We start from the raw sequence: 21,326 nt of genomic DNA, 5'->3' as shown, positions 1-21,326 counted from the left end.
GATCGACGATTCGAACGCACCCTACAAGAGGGCGCCCTGACGGGTGATCAACTCCGCTGATCCGCCGCCTCCTCCCTCTCGGTGCGGACCGCGGCCGGCTCCAGCGGGACGCCGTTGCGGCGCAGCACCTCGCGGACGTCGAGGATGAGCGGGAACACCTCGTGGTTGCGGTCGCCGCCCTGCTCGTCCCAGGCCCGCTGCTCCGCCTCGACGGCCATGCGGTCCTGGGCGAAGACGCGTTCGGTGAAGCGGCGGATGAGCGGCCAGGCGAGGTGCAGCGCCCCGGGGAGGGCCGGTTTCGCGATCATCAGCAGGCCGTAGGCGTGGTTGACCCGCTGCTCGGCGTCCTCGGGCACGTAGGCGGCCCAGAGCGAGAACGCCGGGAGGCCGGTGCTCTCGGGCACGTCGCGCAGGGTCTGGTACGGGTACTCGGTGCGGATGGTGATGACGTCGGCCGAGTCGCGGCCGCCGATGCCCTCCGCGGAGAGCAGGCCCGCCCCGCGGTCCTTCCGGCCCCCGGCGGGGACGAACCGGTACCGGGCCTCGACGTGCCGCGGGCCGCTGTCGTACCCGAGCAGTTCGGGGCGGATCATGCCGAGGACGCTGCGGTGCAGGAACTGGTGGTTCATGTCGAGCAGGTTCTCGTGCATGAACGAGTAGTGGCAGCGCACGGTGCGCGAGAAGGTCATCGTCCGGTGGGTGGACGCGTGGTGCTCGGGCAGGTGCGGGAAGGGGGCCGCCGCGGCCAGCGCCGGGTCGCCGGGGAAGACGAACACCAGGCCGTACTCCTCCCGGACGGGGTAGGAGCGGACGCCGCGCGGCGGCCGTTCGCAGCCCTTGGGCAGGTAGGGGATCTGCGAGATGCGGCCGTCGCCCCGGTACGCCCAGGCGTGGTAGCAGCAGCGCAGGATCTCGCCCTCGACCACGCCCATGCTCAGCGGCACCTGGCGGTGCGCGCAGCGGTCCTCCAGGGCGTGGACGGTGCCGCTGCCGCCCCGGTAGAGGGCGATCCGCTGCCCGGCGAAGACGGCGGCGAAGGTGCGGCCCCGCCGCACCTGGCGGGAGGTCGCCACCGGGTACCAGTGGTCGGGGGCGATGCCGATCCGGCGCAGGTCGGGGGCCGGACCGGTCAGGGCCTCGCTCATGGGGTGCTCCCTCGGGCTGGGGCGGCAGGGCTCTCCCCCACGGTCGCCGCGGGCGCCCGGGTCGGCAACCGCGACGGAGGGTCTATCCGGGGTGCTCCTCGGTGCTGCGGGAGTCGGTGAGGGTGAGCGCGCCGGCCGCGGTGACCAGGCCGACGACCACCGCCAGCACGGCGTAGGTGATCCGCTCGCCGTGGAAGAAGGAGGTGACCAGGGCGCTGCTCCAGGCGCCGGCGGGCAGTTGGGTGGTGACCAGGGCGGCGATCAGGGTGCCGACCACGGCGGTGCCGACGCTGCTGCCGACCTCCTGCGCGGTGTCGTTGAGGGCGGTGCCGATGGAGGTGCGGTTCTCCGGCACCGCCTCGACCAGGGCGACGGCGCAGATGGTCATCACGGTGCGCAGGCCGACGGTCATCACCACCATGCAGAGCGCGATGGCGGCGTAGCCGTGCGAGACGCCCCAGGCGAGGCCGGCCAGCGCGCCGGCCAGGCAGGCGGCGCCGACCAGGCAGGCGACGCGGTGGCCGAAGCGCTTGGCGAGCCACTCGGACAGCGGGGTGGCGGCGAGCATGGTGAGGATGATCGGGAGGTTGGCCAGGCCCGCCCTGACCGGGCTCCAGCCGTAGGCGTACTGGAAGTGCAGGATCAGGCCGAACATGACGGCGGCCATCGCGATGGCGGTGCCGATCTGGGCGAGGGTGGCGCCGCGGACGGTGCCGTTGCGGAAGAGCTTCAGGTCGAGCATCGGGGCGGCGGTGCGGCGCTCGTGCCACACGAAGGCGCTGCCCGCCGCGAGGGCGCCGAGGATCGAGCCGATCGTGGCGGCGGAGCCCCAGCCGTGGTCGACGCCGCTGGTGAGCGCGTAGCAGGCGAGGCCGATGGCGGCGACGCTGAGCAAGGCGCCGGGCAGGTCGAGCCGGTCGCGGGTGAGGTCCTCGGGCCGGTCGGCGGGGACGCCGAGCCGGACGCCGACGGCGGCGATCAGCGCGATCGGGGCGTTGACCAGCAGCAGCCACTGCCACTTGACGTGGGCCAGCGCGGTGCCGCCGAGCAGCGGGCCGAGGACGAAGCCGGACATGCCGACGACGATCATCACGGTCATCGCGCGCATCCGCAGCGCCGCGTCGTCGAAGAGCCGGAAGACCAGCGAGTTGGTGATGGGGGCCATGGCCGCGGCGGCGACGCCGAGCCCGGCCCGCAGGGCGATCAGCTGTCCGGCGCCGCTGACCAGGACGACGGCCAGGCTGAGCAGCCCGAACACGGCGAGGCCGCCCAGCAGGACGCGGCGGCGGCCGAGCCGGTCGGCCGTGGCCCCGGCGGTCAGCAGCAGGCCGCCGAAGGTGAGCGAGTACGCGCCGGTGACCCACTGCAGCGCGGTGGTGCCGCTGCCGAGGTCGCGGCCGATGGTGGGCAGCGCGATGGACAGCAGCGTGTTGTCGACCATCTCGACGAAGAAGGCCAGGCAGAGCGCGGCCAGCGGGATCCAGGCGGCGCGCAGGGACGGGTAGGTGCGCGGTGCCGCGGGGGTGACGGCGGCGGTGGTCTCGGTTCCGGTCATGGCGGCCTCCTCTCGGGACGGGTGACGCGGAGCGTGGGCATCACGAATTATCGAACCGAGTTCGATACTAGAACCACGTTCGATAATCTGGCAAATGTGGTTGGATGAAGGGCATGACCCCACCGCGCCAGCGCCCCGCCGACCGCCCCGCCCGGGAGCGGCGGCGCGCCTCGCACTCCATCGAGGCCGTCCTCGGCGCCGCGGTGGAGCTGCTGGACGAGGCGGGCGAGCCCGCCCTGACCATCCGCGGTCTGGCGAGCCGGCTGGGCACCGGGGTCGGCAGCGTCTACTGGTACGTCTCGGGCCGGGAGGACCTGCTGGACCGCGCCGTCGACCACGTGCTCGGCGGGGTGCTGGCCGAGATTGGGCGGCACCCCGGCACCGGCGACCCGGTCGACGAGCTGCGCCGGATGGCCGTCACCCTGTTCGACGCGGTGGTGGACCGCCCCTGGCTGGGCTCGCGCTTCATGCGCGGCATCGACGCGGAGGGCAACTCGCTGCGGCTCTACGAGGAGCTGGGGCGGCAGCTGCTGCGGCTCGACCTCACCCCGCTGCAGCGCTTCCACGCCGTGACGGCGGTGCTCGGCGTGGTGGTCAGCGCCGCCGCCGACCTGGGCCAGGAGCCGCCGCAGGCGGTGGTCGACGGCCTGGTGGAGCGCGGGGAGTTCCTCGGCCGCTTCGCCGCCACCTGGCGCGCCCTCGACCCCGGGGAGTACCCCTTCCTGCACGACATCGTCGACGCCTTCGACGGCCACGACGACAGGCAGCAGTTCCTGGCCGCCCTCGACCTGACCCTGACCGGCCTGCGCCAGCTCGCCGGGCAGGGCCCCGAGGCCTCCTGACCCTTCCGGGACCCTTCCCGGCGGTCAGCCCCCGGCGTGCAGGCGCAGCAACAGGGCGTGCAGGGTGGCGCGTTCGGCGGGGGCGAGGGGGGCGAGGACGGCGTCCTGGACGGCCCGGGCCTCGGCGTGGAGTTCGGCGAGGCGGGTACGCCCGGCGGCGGTGAGGGTGAGGGTGAGGCGGCGGCGGTCGGCCGGGTCGCGGGTGCGGTCGATCCAGCCGCGGGCGGCGAGCAGGTCGGCGGCCTTGGCGAGGTCGCTGGGGTCCAGGCGCAGCCGGGTGGCGAGTTCGCGCTGGGTGTGCGGGCCGAGGTCGGCGAGGGCGGCGAGGGCGGCGTGGTGGTAGAGCCGCAGCCCGTCGGCGGCCAGGCGCTCGGCGAGGCGGGTGCGGGCGTCCTTGCCGGTGCGGGAGAGCAGGTAGGTCGTCAGTTCGCGGAGCGAGGGCGGGGTTTCGGTGGGATCGGCCATGGGCCAATCATAGGTTCACCCCTATAGTGGGTTCGAACCCACTACTTTGGAGGTACCCCCGTGGACGCGCTCCACCCCCGCCTGCTGGTCGCCGACTTCCCCGCCTGCTTCGCCTTCTACGACGCCGTCCTGCCGCCGCTGCTCGGCGCCCGCCGCGTCCAGGGCTCCCCGCAGGGCCCGTACGCGCACTGGGACGTCGACGACCAGGCCGTGCTGGTGCTGTTCGACCGCGCCGCGATGGCCGGGGCGCTCGGCGAGCAGCCGCCCGCCCCGCGCGGCGACATGTTCGTCTGCCGGGTGGCGGACGTGGACGCCGCGCACGAGCTGGCCCTGCGCAGCGGCGGCACCCCGGCCCTGCCGCCCACCGACCGGCCGGAGTGGGGCGCGGGGATGCGCACCGCCCACCTGCGCGATCCGGAGGGCCGGTTGATCGAGTTCCAGTCGTACTGACGGGCCGTCGGCTCGTACGCTGGCCGGATGTGCTGGAGCGCCGAGGCCGACCTGGTCGCCGGGGCCGCCGTGGCGGCGGTCGGCGTCGGCGCGGTGCTGCGCGCCGGGGTGTCGCGGCGACTGCCGCTGGCCGCGCTGCCGCTGCTGCTGGGCGTGCACCAGTTGGTGGAGGCGGGCGTGTGGTCGGGCTGGGCGTGGGCCCGGACGGCGTGGGCGGTGGTCGCGCTGCCGCTGCTGCCGCTGTACGTCCCGGCGGCGGTGTGGTGCGCGACCGGCCGCCGCGGCGCGGGGTGGTTCACCCTGCTGGGTGCGGCCGTGGCCGTGCCGCTGGCGGTGGCGGTGGCCGGGCGACCGGTGGCGGCGCGCGTGCACGGGCACACCCTGGGCTACGCGGTCGGCGTCCCGGCGCCGGGGCTGCTGCTGGCCGGGTACCTGGTGGCGGTGCTGGGCGCGCTGCTGGGCTCGGGCGACCGCCACCTGCGGCTGCTGGGCTGGGTCACCGGGCTGGGCGCGCTGCTGTGCGGCCTGCTGTGGCGCCTGGCGTTCGTCTCCACCTGGTGCGCGCTGGCCGCCCTGGCCTCGGTGCTGCTCTACCGCTGGGCGGACGTCAACTCGTCGAGCAGGGACAGGACTTCGCCCACCGATCCGCCCGGGTCGGGCACCGGGTAGAGCACCGCGCGGACGGTGCGGTCGGCGTCGACGAGCAGGGTGAGGCGCTTGAGCCGGTCGGCGCCGCCGGCCCGGAAGGTGGGCAGCCGCAGGGCGCCGGTCAGCCGCAGCGCGGCGTCCGAGAGCAGCGGGAACGGGATGGACTGGTGGGCGGCGAAGGCGGCCTGCTGGTCGGGGCGCTGGGTGGAGACGCCGTGCACGGTGGCGCCGCGGGCGGTGAAGGCCGCCAGCCGGTCGCGGTAGGTGCAGGACTCCAGGGTGCAGCCGACGGTGCCGGGGATCTCGTCCCAGCCGGGCGGGTAGCCCTGGGTGCCGGGGGCGTAGGCCCCGGGGAAGCAGTACAGCACCGTCCAGGGAGTGCGGGCGACCGGGTCGACCAGCGGCGGGCGGGGGCCCTCGGAGGCTGCGGGCAGGGCGAGTTCGGGGACGCGGGTGCCGACCAGGGCGTGCACCCGGCGGGTCTCGGCGGAGTCGGGGTCGGCGGTGGCGGTGAGGGTGCCGTCGCCGAGCAGGTGGCGGCTGCCCCAGTCCTGCAGGGCGACCAGCACGGGCAGCAGCGCCCAGCCCTTGTCCGTCAAGTGGTAGGCGTAGCGCGGCGGGTGGGCGTGGTAGAGGCGCTTCTCGACCACGCCGTCCTCGACCAGGGCGCGCAGCCGGGCGGTGAGCACCTTGCGGCTGATGCCGAGCGACTCGTGCAGGGCGTCGAACTGGTGGGTGCCGCCCGCGAGGTCGCGCACCAGCAGCAGGGTCCACCAGTCGCCGACCACGGACAGCGCCTGGGCGATGGAGCAGTCGGTGTCGCCGACGTCGGTGTAGCGCATGGAACCACCTTGCCACTGTCGCACCCCCACCACCTATAGTGAGTTCCCCAAGGGAACTCACTGCCTGCCACCAGGGGGAAAGCCACATGAGCACCACCAGTCCCGAACGCACCGACCGACCCGTGCGGGCACCCGCCACCACCCCCGCCGCCGCGTTCTGGCGCTACTGGACGGCCTCCACCGCCAGCGGCCTCGGCGACGCGGTCACCGCGATCGCCCTCCCGCTGACCGCCGTCTCCGTGCTGCACGCCGGCGGCTTCCAGGTCGGCCTGGTCACCGCCGCCGGGTACGTGGCCTGGCTGGTGATCGGCCTGCCCGCGGGCGTCCTGGTGCAGCGCCTGCCGCTGCGCGGCACCCAGATCGCCATGGACCTGCTGCGCGCCGCCGCGATCGCCTCCGTCCCGCTGGCCGCCGCGTTCGGCGTGCTCGGCCTGCCGCACCTGGTCGCGGCGGCGCTGCTGCTCAGCTTCGCGAGCGTGGTCTTCGACGTCGGGAACGCGACCTTCCTGCCCAGCGTGGTGCCGCCGGAGCAGCTCACCGCCCGCAACAGCCTGACCTCGGCCACCCACTCGGTGAACCAGCTCGCCGGGCCCTCGCTCGGCGGCCTGCTGGTCCAACTGCTGGGCGCGGCAACCGCGTTGGTGGTGGACGCGGTCAGCTTCCTGTGCTCGGCGGCGCTGCTGCGCACGCTGCCCCGGGCCTCCGTCGAGCGCCCCGCGCCCGCCGCCGACCGGCCGTCCTTCGGCGCCCAGATCCGCGAGGGCTGGCGCTACGTGACCCGGCACCCGGTGGTCGGGCCGTGCCTGGCCGAGGCGACCTGCATCAACTTCGTCTGCGGCGCGCTGATGGCGGTCGTCCCGGTGTTCCTGGTCCGCACCCTGGACGCCCCGGCCGGGCTGGTCGGCCTGCTGATGGCCGCCGAGGGCGTCGGCAGCCTGATCGGCGCCGCCTTCACCCCCCGGCTGGCCGCCCGCTTCGGCACCGCCCGCACCCTCGTCCTCGGTTCGCTGTTCGGCGTGCTGGCCGCGCCGCTGATGCCGCTGGCCCCCGGCGGGGCCGGGCTGCTGCTGTTCGCGCTCGGCAACGCCGGGTTCGGCGCCTCCGTGGTGGTGCTCAGCATCCTGACCCGCACCCACCGGCAGACCACCACCCCCGCCGCCCTGCTGCCCCGGGTCATGGCCACCGTCCGGTTCGTCTCCTGGGGCGCCATCCCGGTCGGCGCGCTGGCCGCGGGCACCGCCGTCTCGCTCTGGGGCGCCCGCACCGCACTGGCCCTGGCCTGCGCGCTGACGGTGCTCTCCCCCGTCCTGCTGCTCTCCTCCCGGCTGCGCGGCGCCCGCGACCTGACCGACGTGGTCTGACGCCCCTTCGGCCCTCAGTCGGAGAGCCGGACGAAGCGCCGGCCGGCGTCCAGCAGCGCGGGCAGCGCCCGGGCGTAGCCCGCGCCGGTTCCGGCGTCCGGGTGGTTGAAGTGGCTGATCACGATCGACCCGGGCGGCGCGGCCGCCACCTCCCGGGCGACCTGTTCGGGCGTGAACGTCGCCCCGCCGTCCCCGTTCACCGCGAATCCGGCGACCCGCTCGCCCAGTTGGGCCACCAGCGCCACCGCGACCTCGTCGTAGTGCGCCGTCCCCGAGCGGAACCAGCCCGGCGGCCGTCCCAGCAGGGCGGTCAGCTTCGCCCGGTTGCCCGCCACCTCCTCGTACGCGGCGGCCGGGTCCGCCGTCCCGGTGATGCCGTACGCCGAGCGGCCGGTCACCGAGAGCGGGCGGTGCGCGGTGCCGTGGTTGCCGATCTCGAACAGCGGGTCGGCGGCCAGTTCGGCGGCCGGGCCCGGGTTGGCGTCCACCCAGCGGGCGTTCAGGAACAGCGTGGCGGGCACCCGCAGGCGGCGCAGCGTGCCGATCAGCGCCGCGTCGTAGCCGTCCCCGCCGGGTCCGCCGCAGGCGTCGAAGGTCAGCGCCAGCGCCCCGCCGGGGACAGTCGCGGCCACGCCCGGCAGGTCGGTGCCCCACTGCTGCGGCACCTGCCCGGCGCAGCCGGCCAGCACCTGCTCCCGGGTCGGCGGCGCGGACGGCCGGACCGGGCTCGGGTCGGGGGACGGTGCGTCAGGTGCCGTCAGCCGTGCCGTCGGCCGTGCCGCCGGCCTCTCCGACGGTGCGGCGCAGGCCGCCGCCGCGAGTCCGAGCGCCGCCGCCAGCACCGTCCGCCGTCCGACCATCTCCGCCGCTCCTCGTCGTGCGCCCGGGACCACCGCCACGAGTGTCACTTCCGTGCGCGGCCGGTGCCATCTGCCAAGCTCGGCCGTATGGCCTCCTCCCCGCGACCGCACTACCAGCAGTGGACCACCGTCGCCCCGGTGCTGGCGTTCCTGCTGCTCCTGGCGACCTGGCACCGCGACCTGCCGTGGCCGGTGGTGGCGCTGGTGGCGTGCTTCCTGGCGGTGTCGGTGGTCGCGGCGGTGCACCACGCGGAGCTGATCGCGCACCGGGTCGGCGAACCGTACGGCTCGCTGGTGCTGGCGGTGGCCGTCACCATCATCGAGGTGGCGCTGATCGTCACGCTGATGGCCGACGGCGGCGACAAGAGCGCCGGGCTGGCCCGGGACACCGTGTTCGCGGCCGTGATGATCACCTGCAACGGGATCCTGGGCCTGTCCATCCTGGTCGGCGCGCTGAAGTACCGGGTGGCGGTGTTCAACGCGGAGGGCACCGGCGCGGCGTTCGGCGCGATCGCCACCCTGGCGACGCTGAGCCTGGTGCTGCCGACCTTCACCACCTCCGAGCCGGGCCCGCGGTTCTCCACCACCCAGCTGGTGTTCGCCGCGACCGCCTCGATCGTCATCTACGGGCTGTTCGTCTCGACCCTGACGGTCCGCCACCGGGACTACTTCCTGCCCGTCACCCCGGCGGGTGAGATCGTCGACCCGATGGACGAGCACTCCGAGCCGCCGACCATGAAGGAGACCCTGGTCAGCGTCGCCCTGCTCTCGGTCGCGCTGGTCTCGGTGGTCGGCCTGGCGAAGGGCGTCTCCCCCACCATCGAGCGCGGGGTGGCCGCCGCGGACCTGCCCAACGCGGTGGTCGGCGTGGTGATCGCCCTGCTGGTGCTGCTGCCCGAGTCGATCGCCGCGGTCCGGGCCGCGGTCCGCAACCGGGTGCAGATCAGCCTGAACCTGGCCCTGGGCTCGGCGCTGGCCTCGATCGGGCTGACCATCCCGGCGGTGGCGGTCGCCTCCACCTGGCTCTCCGGCCCGCTCGAACTCGGCCTGGGCGCGAACCACATGATCCTGCTGGCGCTGACCGTCGCGGTCGGCACCCTCACCGTCATCCCCAAGCGCGCCACCCCGCTGCAGGGCGGCGTCCACCTGGCGATCCTCGGCGCGTACCTGGTGCTCGCGGTCAGCCCCTGACCCGCCGCAGGAACGCGCGGGCAGCGGGGGCGTCAGGCGCGACGCGGACGGCCGGCCGGGGCGTCAGGCGCGGCGCGGGCAGGTGGCGCAGGGGTTGGCCGGGTCGACGGCGTAGTAGAGGCAGCAGCCCTGCCGGGTGCGGGTCCAACCGCCGTGCTCGCGGCGGAAGTTCGCGGGGCCGGTCCACGGCCGGGCCCCGGCGGGCAGCAGCGCGGTGGCGGTGGCGACGGCGCGGTCCTCCTCGCCGAGCATCCGGCCGAGGTACCAGATGCCGGAGAGCAGGTCGTCGGTGGCCATGCCCCACAGCGCGCGGGGGCCGCGGCGGACGAAGGGCTGGAAGGCCGCGAGGACGGGCCCGACCCGGGCTGCCACCGCCTCGCGCAGGGCGGCCCCGTCACCGGGAACCCACTCACCGGGGCGGAGCGCGAACTCGCCGGTGGCGGCGTCGATCCAGAGGTGCCCGGCGGGCAGCAGCGGGACGCGGCGCTCCAGGTACCAGACGCCGCTGATCAGCAGGGAGCTGCTCCAGAGGTAGTGGTGCAGCAGCCGGGAGGCGGCCACGTGCGGGCGCGGCGCGAGGCCGTGGCGGTCCCGGATGCGGGCGGCCTCGCCCTCGACCAGCCGCTCGACGGCGGCGGTCGGCCGGTCGGCCGGGATCCAGTCCCGGCCGACCGCCGGGGCCCCGTCGACCAGGGAGAACGTCAGCGCGGGGCAGGCGTCGGCGAGTTGACGGTAGGTCAGGGCGAGTCGTCCGGCCGTGGGTGCGGGCCGGGCGGGCAGGTCGAGCATGGCGGCTTCCTTCGGACGGGAGGCGCGGGGCACGGCCCGCGACCCACCGGCACTTGACTTATTTAGGTTAGCCTAACCAAAATCTCGTCCTGTGCTCAGAACCGAACCGTCCGTGTCCACGGCCCCGGCGCCCAGGTCCGCAGCGACGCGGCAGTCCCTGCTGCTCGCCGCCGGCCTCGGGGCGCTCGCGCTGTGCGCGGCCCTCAGCCTCGCCCTCGGATCGCGGTCGATCCCGCTCCCCACGGTCCTTGACGCCCTGTCGGGCACGGCGCACGGCGCCGACGCCGACGTGGTGGTCGGCCTGCGGGTGCCGCGGACCGTCATCGGGATCGCCGTGGGCGCGGCGCTCGGCGCCGCCGGGGCGGTCGCCCAGGGCGTGACGCGCAATCCGCTGGCCTCGCCGACCACCCTGGGCATCAACGCCGGGGCGGGGTTCGCCGTGGTGACCGCGATCTTCGCGCTGGGCCTGTCCCGGCCGCTGCAGTTCGTCTGGTTCGCCGTCGCCGGGGCGGCCGGTGCCGCCCTGCTGGTGTACGGCACGGCGCGCCGCTCGGGCGACCTGGACCCGGTGCGGCTGGCCCTCGGCGGCACCGTGCTCTCGGCGGTCCTGGCCTCCTGGACGTCGGCGCTGATGCTGGCCAACCGGCGGACGCTGGACGAGGCCCGGTTCTGGCTGGCCGGTTCGATCGGCGGGCGCAGCCTGGACGGGCTGTACCAGGTGCTGCCGCTGCTGCTGGTCGGGGTGGTGCTGGCGCTGGCGATCACCCCCGCGCTGAACGCGCTGGCGCTGGGCGACGAGAGCGCGCAGGCGCTCGGCGTGCCGGTGGCGCGGATCCGGGTGGCGGGCGGTGGGGCGGTGGTGCTGCTGGCGGCCGGTTCGGTGGCGGTGGCCGGTCCGGTGGCGTTCATCGGCCTGGCCGCGCCGCACCTGGTGCGCCCGCTGCTGGGCAACGACCACCGGGTGCTGGTGCCCGGCTGCCTGGTCGCCGGTCCCATCCTGCTGCTGCTGGCCGACGTGCTGGGACGGCTGGTGGTGCGGCCCTCCGAGATCGAGGTCGGCATCGTCACCGCGTTCCTCGGCGCGCCGCTGCTCGCGGTGCTGGCCCGGAGGGCGGCGCGGTGAACCCCGACACCCTGACCCCCGACACCCTGACCCCCGCCCGTCCCGGCGCCGCCGCGGCCGGGACCGGGGCGGCGCCGGGACGACTGGCCCGGGCCCGGCGGCGGACCCTGGTGCTGATCGCGGTGGCCGCCGTCCTGCTGGTGCTGATGACCGGGGTGGCGCTCTCCACCGGCCAGGTGTCGATCCCGCTGCCGGACGCGCTGGGCGCGCTGTTCGGGTCCGGCTCGGCGGGCGACGTGCTGGTGGTGCGGGAGTTCCGGGCGCCCCGGGTGCTGTCGGCGCTGGTCGCGGGCGCCGGGCTGGCGGTGGCGGGTTCGCTGCTGCAGCGGCTGCTGCGCAACCCGCTGGCCTCGCCGGACGTGATCGGCGTGACCGGCGGCGCCTCCTTCGGCGCGGTGCTGCTGCTGGCCACCGGCGCCTCACAGGCGCTGACGCCGCTGGCCGCGCTCGGCGGCGGGCTGCTGGCGGCCGCGCTGCTGGGCGCGTTCGCCTGGCGCTCGCGGATGGCGGTGAACCGGCTGGTGCTGGTGGGCCTGGCCGTGCAGGCGGGCCTGGCGGCGGCCGTCAACCTGATGATCGTCCGCTTCCCCGCCGAACTGGCCGGGCAGGCCCTGCAGTGGACCACCGGTTCGCTGTACGGCCGCACCTGGCCCGAACTGTGGGGTGCGGGCGGGGCGATCGCCGCCGCGGTGGCCGCGGTGTTCCTGACGAACCGTCGGGTCGCGGTGCTCGACCTGGGCGACGACTCGGCGGGCGGCCTGGGCCTCGACCCGCACCGCACCCGGCTGGGCCTGCTGCTGCTCGCCGTGGTGCTGGCCTCGCTGGCCGCCGCGCTGGCCGGGCCGGTCGGGTTCGTGGCCCTCGCCGTACCGCACCTGGTGCGGCTGCTGGCGGGGCCGCCGACCCCGGCGACGCTGGCCCTGACCGCACTGACCGGCGCGCTGCTGCTGACCGCCGCCGACCACCTCGTCCTGCACGTCCTGCCGGTGCACGGCCTGCCGGTCGGCGCCGTCACCGCGACGCTCGGCGCCCCGTGGCTGCTGGTGCTGATGATCCGCCAGGGCCGACCGCCGCAGAGGAGCTCCCGATGACCACGACCACCGACGTCCCCGACACCGCCCTTCCCACCGACCGGCTGGCCGCGCACGGCCTCCACCTGCGCTACGGCGACCGCACGGTCGTCCGGGGCCTGGACCTGGAGCTGCCCGGCGGCGCCGTCACCGCGATCGTCGGGCCGAACGCCTGCGGCAAGTCCACCCTGCTGCGCGGCCTGGTCCGGCTGCTGGCCCCGGCGGCCGGGGCCGTCACCCTGGACGGCGCCGACATCCACCGGATGCCCGCCCGGGCGCTGGCCCGCCGGATGGGCCTGCTGCCGCAGCAGCCGGTCACCCCGGAGGCGGTCACCGTCGAGGCGCTGGTCCGGCTCGGCCGCTACCCGCACCAGCGGATGCTCACCCCCTGGTCGGCCGCCGACCAGGCCGCGGTGGAGGAGGCGCTGCGCCGCACCGGCACCGACGCGCTGCGCGACCGCCCGGTCGACCAGCTCTCCGGCGGCCAGCGGCAGCGCGCCTGGATCGCGCTTGCCCTGGCCCAGGACACCGACCTGCTGCTGCTGGACGAGCCGACCACCTTCCTCGACCTGCGCCACCAGCTGGACGTCCTCGACCTGGTCACCGACCTGCACCGGGACGCCGGACGGACGGTGGTCATGGTGCTGCACGACCTGGGCCAGGCCGCCCGCTACGCCGACCACCTGGTGGTCCTGCACGACGGCGAGCTGGCCGCGGCCGGACCGCCCGGCGAGGTGCTCACCGCCGAGCTGGTCGAGCGGGTCTTCCAGGTGCCCTGCCGGATCGTCCCCGACCCCGAGACCGGCACCCCGCTGGTCGTGCCGCTGGCCCGCCGCTGACCGCACCCCCCTGGACTTCCGGTGGCGCCCGTGCGCCCCACCGGCGATGAACCCTGCCCGCACACCGTTCCCCGCGAGGAAAGAAACATGATCAACCGCAAGCTCTCCGCCACCGTGCTCGCCGCCGTCCTCTCCACCACCCTGCTGACCGCCTGCGGCAGCGAGGGCACCACCGACGCCAAGCCCGCCGCGAGCCAGGCCGCCGGTGACAGCGCCGCCGCCTTCCCGCGCAGCGTCAAGCACGCGATGGGCACCGCCGAGATCAAGGCCCGGCCGCAGCGCGTCGTGGTGCTGGACTCCGGCGAACTGGACGACGTCACGCTGCTCGGCATCACCCCCGTCGGCGCGGTCGCCCCGCACCTGAAGACCGAGGGCGGCTTCCCCGCGTACCTCGGGGACAAGGTCGGCGGCGCCAAGGACGTCGGCCCGATGAACGAGCCGAACCTCGAACTGATCGCCTCGCTCAAGCCGGACCTGATCCTCACCTCGAAGGTCCGCCACGAGAAGGTGTACGACAAGCTCAACGCGATCGCCCCGACCGTGATGGCCGAGACCACCGGCGAGCCGTGGAAGAGCAACCTCAAGCTGTACGCGCAGGCCCTCGGCAAGGAGAGCGAGGCGGCGAAGGCGCTGAGCGACTACGAGGCCCGCGCCGCCAAGCTGGGCGAGGAGATCAAGGCCAAGTACAACGGCACCGCCCCGACCGTCTCGGTGGTCCGCTTCGTGGCCGGTCCGACCCGGCTGTACCAGAACGCCTCGTTCAGCGGCGTGGTGCTCAAGGACGTCGGCCTGGCCCGCGCGATCAAGGCGCCGGACGTCGACAAGTCGATGCTGGAGGTCAGCCCGGAGCTGATCAACCAGGCCGACGCCGACCTGGTGTTCGTCACCACCTCCGACGACCCGTCCAAGACCAAGCAGGCCGAGGTGCAGCAGACCGCCGTCTGGCAGGGCCTGAACGCGGTCAGGAACGGCAAGGTCTTCACCGTTCCGGACGAGACCTGGATGTCCGGCATCGGTGTCCAGGCCGCCGACCGGATGCTCGGTGACATCGCCGCGGCCGCCGGCGTCGACGCGCCCAAGTAACCACCCGCCCCCACGACCCGAACGGGACTGATCGCCTTGCGGCTCCACCTGCTCGCCCTGAACCCGACCGACTCGGTGACCGACGGCTTCCTGCCCGCCGCGGCCCGGCTCGGACTCGACGTCACCGTCCTGACCGACGACGCCGAAGCCCATCACCGGGCCTACGCGGAACGGGAATTCAGACCTCGGGTGGTCGAGTGCGACGTCCGGGACTTCCGCTCGGTGATCAGTACCGTCTCGCAACTCGGGGCCCCGGACGCGGTGTTCAGCAACAGCGACCACCTGCAGACGCAGACCGCGCTGGCCGCCGCGTACTTCGGACTGCCCGGCAAGGACTGGCGGGCGGCGCTGCGCGCCAAGGACAAGGGCCAGCTGCGCCGCCACCTGGCGCTGGCCGGCCTGGACGCCGTCCGCTCCGCCGAACTGCCGCCCGGCGCCGACCCGGTGGAGCTGGACGTCCCCTTCCCGTGCGTGGTCAAGCCCCGCGAGGGGGTGGCCAGCGAGGACGTCTCGCTGGTCGGTGACGCGGCCGAACTCGCCCGCCGCTGCGCGGAGATCCGCGCGCGGCGGCCGGAGGCGGTGCTGGTCGTCGAGGAGTTCCTGGCGGGCGAGCTGCACACCCTGGAGACCCTCGGCGACGGGCACGCCCGGTACGTCCTCGGCGGGTTCCGCACCCGGCTCTCCCCGCCGCCGGACTTCATCGAGGAGGTCCTGACCTACGTCCCGGCCCACCCGGCGGACGTCACCGCCCAGGTGCTCGCCCAGCTCGACGCGCTCGGCGTCGGGCTCGGCGCCTGCCACACCGAGTTCGTCGTCCAGCCGGACGGCCGGGCCCGGATCATCGAGGTCAACTACCGCGCCATCGGCGACCAGTGCGACCTGATGCTGGAACGCATCCTCGGCGTCCCGTTCTTCGAGCTGGTGCTGCGCGCCCACCTCGGCGAGCGGCTGCCCGCCGACCTCGGCGCGCGCACCGACCGGCGGGCCCGCAACGAGGCGGTCCTCGCCGACCGGGCCGGGACCCTGACCGCCGCCCCCGGCCCGTACGACGCCGAGCAGGACGGCGTGCTGCTCTCCTACCGTCCGGTGCGCCGGATCGGCGAGCAGCACGAACTGCACCGCACCAACCGCGACTACCTGGGCGTGGTCTGGGCCGTCGGCCCCGACCAGCAGCAAGTGGACGCCGCCGTCGCCGAGTTCATCGCCGCCAACCGCTGGGAGATCACCCCGTGAGCCCCGTGAGCCCCGCGAACCGTGTGAACCCCGCGAACCGTGTGAACCCCGCGCCTCCCGCCGAGCAGTTGACGCTGCGGGTGCTGAGCGCGCTGCTGCGCGAGGACGTGCTCGGCCTGCGCAGCGGCGCGACCCTCGAACGGCGCGCGGACGGGCCGTGGCTGCGCAGCGGCCCCTTCGCCCTGCCGGTGGCACCCGAGGGCTTCCAGTGCGAGTACGCCGCCCGGCGGCCGCTGCTGGAGGCGGACGGCGCCCCGCTGGCCGAACTCCCGTCGATCCTGGCCGCGTTGGCCGAGGCGGCCGATCCGCTGGACCGGCCGGGGCACCTGGCGTTCGCCGAGGAGTGCCGACAGACCCTGGCCACCATGGAGCTGCACGAGAAGGTCCGCGACGGGGTGCACGCGCGGCTCGCCGCGGCGTACGGCCCGGACCCGGCCCACTGGACCGGCCCGGCCGCCTCGCTCGCCTTCGACGCCCTCGCCGCCTACCTCGACCACCCGGTGTACCCCACCGCCCGCGGCCGCTCCGGCCTGACGGAGCGTCAACTCATGGCGTACGCACCGGAGTTCCACCGGCCGTTCGAGCTGCGCTGGCTGGCCGTGCCGGCCGGTGAGCTGGACGTGCGGGGCGCCGAGCCGCTCCCCCCGTGGTGGCCGAGCGCCCGCCGGTTCGGGGTGGACGGCGCGTACCTGGCCCTGCCGGTGCACCCGCTGACCGCCGACCTGCTCCCGGACCTGCCCGGCGCGGTGCTGGCCGAGGAGCCGTACCTGGAGGTGGTGCCGACCCTGTCGATGCGCACCGTGGCGGTCGTCCGAGACCCTTCGGTGCACCTCAAGCTGCCGCTGGCCACCGCCACCCTGGGGCAGCGCAACCGGCGCACCATCAAGCCCGGCACCCTCACCGACGGCGCCGCCGGACAGCTGCTGCTCCAGGCCGTGCTGGCGCGCGAACCCCGGTTCGCCGGGCGGATCCTGCACGCCGACGAGCAGAGCCACCTGCAGGCCGCCGGGGAGGAGCTGCTCGCCGCCCTGGTCCGGCGCCAGCCCGCCGGTCTCGACGGCGCGGTGACCGTCCCGCTGGCGGCGCTGCTGGCCGTCGCGCCGGGCGGCCGCCTGGTGGTCGACCACCTCGCGGACCGCTTCTACGCGGGCTCCGTCCTGGAGCTGTACCGGGCGCTGCTGGAGCTGCTGCTCGACTGGCAGACCACCCTGTTCGGGTACGGCATCGCGCTGGAGTCGCACCAGCAGAACACCTCGCTGGTGCTGGACGCCGAGGGCGGCCCCACCAGGCTGCGGCTGCTGTACAAGGACAACGACGGCCCCCGGATCAACCTCGCCCGGCTCGGTGAACTCGCCCCCTACCGCAGCCTGTTCGACGACGCGCGGATCTTCGGCGACCGGGACCGGCCGCTGACCGACCTGTTCACCACCATCACCGGCCACCTGTGCACCGCCGCGCTCGCCTTCGGCCTGGCCGAGCACGGCCGCGCCCCGCTGGAGCGGACCCTCGGCCTGCTGCGCGAGACCCTCGTCGCGGCCGTCGACCGGCTCGGGGCGGTCGGCGACCCGCTGCGCGCCGACCTGCTGGCGGCCCGGCGGCTGCCGGTCAAGGCCATGGTCACCGCCGGCACCCTGCTGGCCAAGGACCGCTCCGGCGCCGCCGACGTCAACAAGCACTACACCGACGGCCCCAACTACCTGCTCGCTGCGGGGCGGCCGTGAGCACCGGCGCCCTGGAACGCGGCGCCCGCACCGCCGCCCGCCCCGGCGGCGGCCTGGACCGCCGCCAGGTGCACGGCGTGGCCGCCTGCTACTTCGTCGCCTCGTTCGCGGCGCTCGGCCTGCCGCCGTACCTGACCGAGATCCTGCCCGCCCTGGGCGACCGGGAGGGGCACTGGGCCGGGCTGCTGTACGTCGTGCCGACCGTGTTCAGCGCCCTCGGCGCGCCGCTGTGGGGGCGGCTGGCGGACCGGTTCGGCCGCAAGCGGCTGCTGCTGCGCGCCCAACTCGGGCTCACCGTCTCCTTCCTGCTGGCGGGCGCCGCCGACTCGCTGCCCGCCTTCACCGCCGCGCTCGTCCTGCAGGGCTTCCTCGGCGGCACCTTCGCCGCCACCAACGGCTACCTCGGGGCGGCGCTGCGCGGCGCCGACCTGTCCCGGGCGCTCACCCTGATGCAGGGCAGCGCGCGGGCCTCGCTGGTGGCCGCGCCGGTCCTGGTCGGCGCGCTCTCGCCGTGGCTCCCGCCGCACCGGCAGTACCTGCTGATGGCCGTGCTGCCGCTGGCGGCGGCCGTGCTGCTGGCCTTCCTGCCCGAGCCCGGGCGGCCGACCGGCGGCGGGGCGGCCGAGCAGCGGACCGGTCCGGCGCCGGTGCGGCTGCTGCGGCTGCTGTACGCCTTCGAGTTCGCGTTCGTCTTCGCCACCGTCGTCTCCTTCCCCTACCTGGTCGCGCTGGTCGAGCAGCGCCTGCCCGGTGTCTCCGGCACCGTGGCGGGCCTGCTGTTCGCCCTGCCGCACCTGGTGTACCTGCTCACCGCCGGGCGGGTGCACCACCTGTTCCACCAGCGGCCGCGCACCGGCCTGTTGGCCTCCTTCGCCCTGGTCGGCCTCGGCCTCGCCGGGCACGGCGCCGCCCACTCGCTGCCCGCCCTCGTCCTGGCCCGGACGGTCCTGGGCGCCGGTCTGACGCTCGGGCTGGTCTGCCTGTCCGTGCTGGCCGCGGCCGCCGCCGAAGGGCGGGCCCCGGGGCGGATGTTCGGCACCCTGGAGCTGGTCTCCAAGGGCGGCGCGGTCGCCGCGGGCGCGGTGGCCGCCGTGGTCAACGGCGCCTTCGGCCCGACCGCCCCCGTACTCGCCGGTACCGCCGCGGCCGCGCTCGCCGCCGTCCTCGTCCTGCTGACCCGCTGGAGCCCCCGATGACCACGCAGACCGACCGTCGGCCGACCGCCGCGGCCCCGCACGTCCTGCCCACCGCCGACGACGCGGTGGCCCACACCCTGCTCAACTGCCTGCTGCGCGAGGTCTCCGGGCCCGAGCACCAGACCGCCGTCGCCGACGGCGCCCTGCTGCTGCGGCTGCCCCGCCGCGGGGTGCTGCTGCGCGTCGCGCTGCGCCGCACCTCGCTGCTGGGCGCGCACCGCTTCACCGGCCCGGTCAGCGAGCAGGTCCCGGGCGGCTGGCGGGAGTTGGGCTGGCGCGAGCTGGCCGGGCACGTCCGCGCCGAACTGACCCTGCGCACCGGCGTCGCCAACGAGGAGTTCCTCGAGCAGGTCGCCTCCAGCCACCGGGTGGTGGCCACCGCCCTCGCCGGGCGCCCGGCCCCCGGCGGCGACCGGTACCTGGAGTCGGAGCAGGCGCTGCTCTTCGGCCACCGCTTCCACCCCGCGCCCAAGTCCCGTTCCGCGCCGAGCGGTTCCTGGTCCGACTACGCCCCCGAGGCCCGCGCCGCGTTCCGCCTGCGGCACCTCGCCGTGCGCACCGAGTACGTCGCGCAGGACACCGCCGACCCGGCCGCGCTCGCCCGCCTGGACGCGCTGCGCCCGGTCCCGGACGGCTACACCCTGCTGCCCGCCCACCCGTGGCAGTACCGACTGCTGGCCGACCACCCGCTGTTCACCGCCGCGCTGGCCCGCGGCGACGTGCTCGACCTCGGCGAGGGCGGCGCCCCGTACGCGGCCACCGCCTCGGTGCGCACCCTGTACGGCGACGGCGCGTTCCTGAAGTTCAGCCTGAACGTGCGGATCACCAACTGCCTGCGCAAGAACTCCGCGTACGAGCTGACCGGGGCCGTCACCCTGACCCGGCTGCTCGCCGGACCGCTCGCCGACCTGGCCCGCCGCTTCCCCGGCAGCGCGGTGCTGCGCGAGCCCGCGTTCCGCACGCTGGCGCTGCCCGGCCCGGACGGCGCGCCGGACCTCGCCCTGTACGAGGGCTTCGGGCTGATCGTGCGCGAGGGCCTGGACGGGGTGGTCCGCCCCGGCCTGACCCCGCTGCTGGCGGGGGCGGTCGCCGACGAGTACCCGACCAGCTCGGCCCACGTCGGCGCGCTGCCCGCCGGGCGGGACGCCGCGGGGGCCCGCGCCTGGTGGGCCGCCTACCTGCGGCTGGTCGTCCCGCCGGTGCTGGCCGCGTACTTCGACCACGGCGTCGTCCTCGAACCGCACCTGCAGAACGTGCTGGTCTGCGTGGACGGCGAGGGCCGTCCCGCCCAGGTGCTGTTCCGCGACCTGGAGGGCACCAAGCTGCTGCCCGAGCAGCACGCCGCCGCGCTCGCGGCGCTCCCCGGCGGCACCGCCGGGCCGATGACGTACGACGCGCAGCGCGGCTGGGACCGCGTCGTGTACTGCCTGGTCGTCAACCACCTCGCCGAGCTGCTGGCCGCCCTCGCCGACCGGCACCCCGACCTGGAGGCCGCGCTCTGGGAGGACGTCCGGGCCGTGCTGGCGGAGTACGGCGCCGCGCACGGCTGCCCGCCCCGGCTGGCCGCGCTGCTGGCCGGTGTCCCGCTGCCCGCCAAGGCCAACCTGCTCACCCGGTGGAGCCGCCGTCCGGACCGCGAGGCCGGGTACGTCCCGCTGGCCTCGCCGCTGTCGATCCCGGCCGGCTCCGCCCCCACCCTCGCGAAGGAGGACGCGTGAGCGTCCCGACGACGGCCGCCGCCCTGACCGAACTCCCGGCCTACCTCTACGACTTGGCGGCGCTGCGGGCGCACGTCCGCCAGGTCCGGGCCGCGCTGCCCGAGCGGGTCGAGCTGTACTACGCCGCCAAGGCCAACCCGGAGGCGCCGGTGCTGGCCGCGCTGCACGGCCTGGTGGACGGCTACGAGGTCTCCTCCGGCGGCGAGTTGGCCCACGTCCACGCCACCGTGCCGGACGCGCCGCTGGCGTTCGGCGGCCCGGGCAAGTCCCCGGAGGAGATCGCCGCCGCGCTCCGGCTGCCCGCCGTCCACCGCTGGCACGTGGAGAGCGAACGCGAACTGCACCTGCTCGCCGCGGCGGCCGAGGCCGCCGACCGCCCGGTGGACGTGCTGCTGCGGGTCAACCTCCCGGTCGGCGACGGCGCCCTGGCGGGGGTCGCGCTGGCGATGGGCGGCCGCCCCACCCCGTTCGGCCTGGACCCGGAGCGGGTCGAGCGCTGCCTGGCCCTGCTCGCCTCCCCCGGCGCCGCCCGCCTGCGGCTGCGCGGCATCCACGCCCACCTGGCCAGCGGCCTGTCCGCCGCCGAGCACCTGCGCCTGGCCGGACGGGTCGTCGACTGGTCGGCGGCCCTCGCCGCCCGGCACGGCCTGGCCCTGGAGGAGGTGAACGTCGGCGGCGGCATGGCCGTCGACTACGACGACCCCGACGCCCGCTTCGACTGGCCCGCCTTCGGCCGGGGTCTGGCCCAACTGCTGGCCCGCCACCCGTCCTTGACGCTGCGCATCGAACCGGGCCGCGCCCTGACCGCGCACTGCGGCTGGTACGCCACCGAGGTCCTGGACGTGAAGCGCAGCCACGGCGAGGACTTCGCCGTCGTCCGCGGCGGCACCCACCACCTGCGCACCCCCGCCACCCGCGGCCACTCGCAGCCCTTCACCGTCCTGCCCGTCGACCACTGGCCGCACCCCTGGCCCCGCCCCGGCGTCACCGACGCCCCCGTCACCGTCTCCGGCCAGCTCTGCACCCCCAAGGACGTGCTGGCCTCCCGCACCCCCGTGGCGTCCCTGCGGGCCGGTGACCGCCTGCTGTTCGCGATGGCCGGTGCCTACGCGTGGAACATCTCGCACCACGAGTTCCTGATGCACCCCCGCCCGGCCTTCCACTACCTGGGCCGGTGACGGCTGGACACCCGGAG

At 75.6% G+C, this 21,326-nt stretch carries 20 protein-coding genes; 14 read left to right on the top strand and 6 right to left on the bottom strand.

All coding sequences use genetic code 11. The features are described from left to right. Positions 1 to 47: 47 nt before the first annotated feature. Together ACFY00_RS30430 and ACFY00_RS30425 are read right to left on the bottom strand one after the other, a co-directional pair. Positions 48 to 1,145, bottom strand: a complete 1,098-nt coding sequence (locus tag ACFY00_RS30430) for a Rieske 2Fe-2S domain-containing protein (protein WP_388035290.1) — start codon at positions 1,143 to 1,145, stop codon at positions 48 to 50. Between the two features lie 82 nt (positions 1,146 to 1,227). Beyond that, a complete protein-coding gene (locus ACFY00_RS30425; protein ID WP_388035289.1) occupies positions 1,228 to 2,700 on the bottom strand; it encodes an MFS transporter in 1,473 nt (490 codons plus the stop codon). Positions 2,701 to 2,879: 179 nt separating this feature from the next. On the opposite strand from ACFY00_RS30425, the gene ACFY00_RS30420 reads away from it, so the two are divergent. After that, positions 2,880 to 3,542 (top strand): TetR/AcrR family transcriptional regulator, encoded by a 663-nt coding sequence (locus ACFY00_RS30420; RefSeq protein ID WP_388035321.1) that lies wholly within the window; start codon positions 2,880 to 2,882, stop codon positions 3,540 to 3,542. Between the two features lie 24 nt (positions 3,543 to 3,566). Here the strand turns inward: ACFY00_RS30420 and ACFY00_RS30415 are convergent, their stop codons facing one another. Further along, complete coding sequence (locus ACFY00_RS30415; RefSeq protein ID WP_388035287.1) at positions 3,567 to 4,007, bottom strand: MarR family winged helix-turn-helix transcriptional regulator; 441 nt, start codon at positions 4,005 to 4,007, stop codon at positions 3,567 to 3,569. Positions 4,008 to 4,067: 60 nt separating this feature from the next. Between ACFY00_RS30415 and ACFY00_RS30410 the strand changes: the two genes are divergently transcribed. Both ACFY00_RS30410 and ACFY00_RS30405 read left to right on the top strand, forming a co-directional pair. After that, positions 4,068 to 4,457 (top strand): VOC family protein, encoded by a 390-nt coding sequence (locus tag ACFY00_RS30410; protein WP_388035285.1) that lies wholly within the window; start codon positions 4,068 to 4,070, stop codon positions 4,455 to 4,457. A 27-nt stretch (positions 4,458 to 4,484) separates the two neighbouring features. After that, positions 4,485 to 5,126 (top strand): DUF6629 family protein, encoded by a 642-nt coding sequence (locus ACFY00_RS30405; RefSeq protein ID WP_388035282.1) that lies wholly within the window; start codon positions 4,485 to 4,487, stop codon positions 5,124 to 5,126. Here ACFY00_RS30405 and ACFY00_RS30400 read toward each other — a convergent pair. Next, on the bottom strand, positions 5,048 to 5,947 hold the full coding sequence (locus ACFY00_RS30400; protein ID WP_285740940.1) for a winged helix-turn-helix transcriptional regulator: 900 nt from the start codon (positions 5,945 to 5,947) through the stop codon (positions 5,048 to 5,050). The two genes, ACFY00_RS30405 and ACFY00_RS30400, sit on opposite strands and share 79 nt — an antisense overlap. Before the next feature lie 86 nt (positions 5,948 to 6,033). Between ACFY00_RS30400 and ACFY00_RS30395 the strand changes: the two genes are divergently transcribed. Next, positions 6,034 to 7,308, top strand: coding sequence for an MFS transporter (locus ACFY00_RS30395; RefSeq protein WP_388035280.1), 1,275 nt, complete (start codon positions 6,034 to 6,036; stop codon positions 7,306 to 7,308). 14 nt (positions 7,309 to 7,322) lie between these two features. On the opposite strand, the gene ACFY00_RS30390 is transcribed toward ACFY00_RS30395, so the two are convergent. Beyond that, entirely contained in the window at positions 7,323 to 8,168 is an 846-nt protein-coding gene (locus tag ACFY00_RS30390; protein WP_388035277.1) for a polysaccharide deacetylase family protein, read from the bottom strand. 87 nt (positions 8,169 to 8,255) lie between these two features. On the opposite strand from ACFY00_RS30390, the gene ACFY00_RS30385 reads away from it, so the two are divergent. Beyond that, positions 8,256 to 9,359 carry a calcium:proton antiporter gene (locus ACFY00_RS30385; RefSeq protein WP_388035274.1) on the top strand — a complete coding sequence of 368 codons (1,104 nt, stop codon included), beginning with the start codon at positions 8,256 to 8,258 and terminating at the stop codon, positions 9,357 to 9,359. A 63-nt stretch (positions 9,360 to 9,422) separates the two neighbouring features. On the opposite strand, the gene ACFY00_RS30380 is transcribed toward ACFY00_RS30385, so the two are convergent. After that, complete coding sequence (locus ACFY00_RS30380; protein ID WP_388035272.1) at positions 9,423 to 10,148, bottom strand: (2Fe-2S)-binding protein; 726 nt, start codon at positions 10,146 to 10,148, stop codon at positions 9,423 to 9,425. A gap of 112 nt (positions 10,149 to 10,260) precedes the next feature. Here ACFY00_RS30380 and ACFY00_RS30375 point away from each other — a divergent pair, with 112 nt between their 5' ends. From ACFY00_RS30375 to ACFY00_RS30335, 9 genes are all read left to right on the top strand, one after another. After that, positions 10,261 to 11,271, top strand: coding sequence for a FecCD family ABC transporter permease (locus ACFY00_RS30375; RefSeq protein ID WP_388035271.1), 1,011 nt, complete (start codon positions 10,261 to 10,263; stop codon positions 11,269 to 11,271). Beyond that, a complete protein-coding gene (locus ACFY00_RS30370; protein WP_388035269.1) occupies positions 11,268 to 12,362 on the top strand; it encodes a FecCD family ABC transporter permease in 1,095 nt (364 codons plus the stop codon). Before ACFY00_RS30375 ends, ACFY00_RS30370 begins: the two co-directional genes overlap by 4 nt. Continuing rightward, the gene (locus tag ACFY00_RS30365; protein ID WP_388035267.1) at positions 12,359 to 13,180 is read left to right on the top strand and encodes an ABC transporter ATP-binding protein; all 822 of its coding nucleotides are present in this window, start codon (positions 12,359 to 12,361) and stop codon (positions 13,178 to 13,180) included. The genes ACFY00_RS30370 and ACFY00_RS30365 overlap by 4 nt, the downstream gene beginning before the upstream one ends. Positions 13,181 to 13,267: 87 nt before the next feature. Then, complete coding sequence (locus tag ACFY00_RS30360) at positions 13,268 to 14,263, top strand: ABC transporter substrate-binding protein (RefSeq protein WP_388035264.1); 996 nt, start codon at positions 13,268 to 13,270, stop codon at positions 14,261 to 14,263. A gap of 36 nt (positions 14,264 to 14,299) precedes the next feature. Continuing rightward, complete coding sequence (locus ACFY00_RS30355; RefSeq protein ID WP_388035261.1) at positions 14,300 to 15,496, top strand: acetyl-CoA carboxylase biotin carboxylase subunit family protein; 1,197 nt, start codon at positions 14,300 to 14,302, stop codon at positions 15,494 to 15,496. Between the two features lie 41 nt (positions 15,497 to 15,537). Next, on the top strand, positions 15,538 to 17,217 hold the full coding sequence (locus ACFY00_RS30350) for an IucA/IucC family protein (RefSeq protein ID WP_388035258.1): 1,680 nt from the start codon (positions 15,538 to 15,540) through the stop codon (positions 17,215 to 17,217). Next, the gene (locus ACFY00_RS30345) at positions 17,214 to 18,413 is read left to right on the top strand and encodes an MFS transporter (RefSeq protein WP_388035256.1); all 1,200 of its coding nucleotides are present in this window, start codon (positions 17,214 to 17,216) and stop codon (positions 18,411 to 18,413) included. The genes ACFY00_RS30350 and ACFY00_RS30345 overlap by 4 nt, the downstream gene beginning before the upstream one ends. Next, positions 18,410 to 20,131, top strand: a complete 1,722-nt coding sequence (locus tag ACFY00_RS30340; protein WP_388035253.1) for an IucA/IucC family protein — start codon at positions 18,410 to 18,412, stop codon at positions 20,129 to 20,131. The genes ACFY00_RS30345 and ACFY00_RS30340 overlap by 4 nt, the downstream gene beginning before the upstream one ends. Further along, positions 20,128 to 21,309 carry a type III PLP-dependent enzyme gene (locus tag ACFY00_RS30335; protein WP_388035251.1) on the top strand — a complete coding sequence of 394 codons (1,182 nt, stop codon included), beginning with the start codon at positions 20,128 to 20,130 and terminating at the stop codon, positions 21,307 to 21,309. The genes ACFY00_RS30340 and ACFY00_RS30335 overlap by 4 nt, the downstream gene beginning before the upstream one ends. Positions 21,310 to 21,326: the final 17 nt, after the last annotated feature.

The organism is Kitasatospora sp. NPDC001540 (genome assembly GCF_042894345.1).
GTDB lineage: Bacteria > Actinomycetota > Actinomycetes > Streptomycetales > Streptomycetaceae > Kitasatospora > Kitasatospora phosalacinea_C.
This window is presented reverse-complemented; position numbering and strand designations above follow the sequence as displayed.